Origin of the sequence: Pseudomonas sp. 21615526 (assembly GCF_013386245.1) — a bacterium.
Lineage (GTDB): Bacteria > Pseudomonadota > Gammaproteobacteria > Pseudomonadales > Pseudomonadaceae > Aquipseudomonas.
In genome coordinates this window covers 1-373 of the sequence record NZ_JACAOM010000258.1, presented here as the reverse complement: position 1 = coordinate 373, position 373 = coordinate 1, and the positions used below count along the sequence as shown (strand labels likewise).

The window sequence follows — 373 nt, the reverse complement described above, 5'->3', positions numbered from 1 at the left end:
GCCTACGGCATCAACACCGGCCTGGGTGCCTTGTGCAACGTGTCGCTCAAGGACGAACAACTGAGCCGGCTGTCGCGCAATACCCTGCTCAGCCATGCCTGCGGCGTCGGTGCGCCACTGAGTGTGGAGCAAACCCGCGCGATCATTTGTGCGGCAATCATTAACTACAGCCACGGCAAATCCGGCTTGCATCCGCAGGTGGTGCATTCGCTGCTGGGGCTGCTCAACCATGGCATCACGCCGCAAGTGCCGTCCCAGGGGTCCGTGGGTTACCTGACCCACATGGCGCACATTGGCGTCGCCTTGCTCGGCGTCGGCGACGTCAGCTATCGGGGCCGTATCGTTCCCGCACACCAGGCGCTGGCTGAAGAAG

General features: G+C 63.3%; 1 protein-coding gene. It reads left to right on the top strand.

Annotated elements, in window-relative coordinates; translation table 11 throughout:
* Positions 1-373: aromatic amino acid lyase (locus HX786_RS31585; RefSeq protein ID WP_178913093.1), on the top strand; the 373-nt coding region annotated here is incomplete at both ends.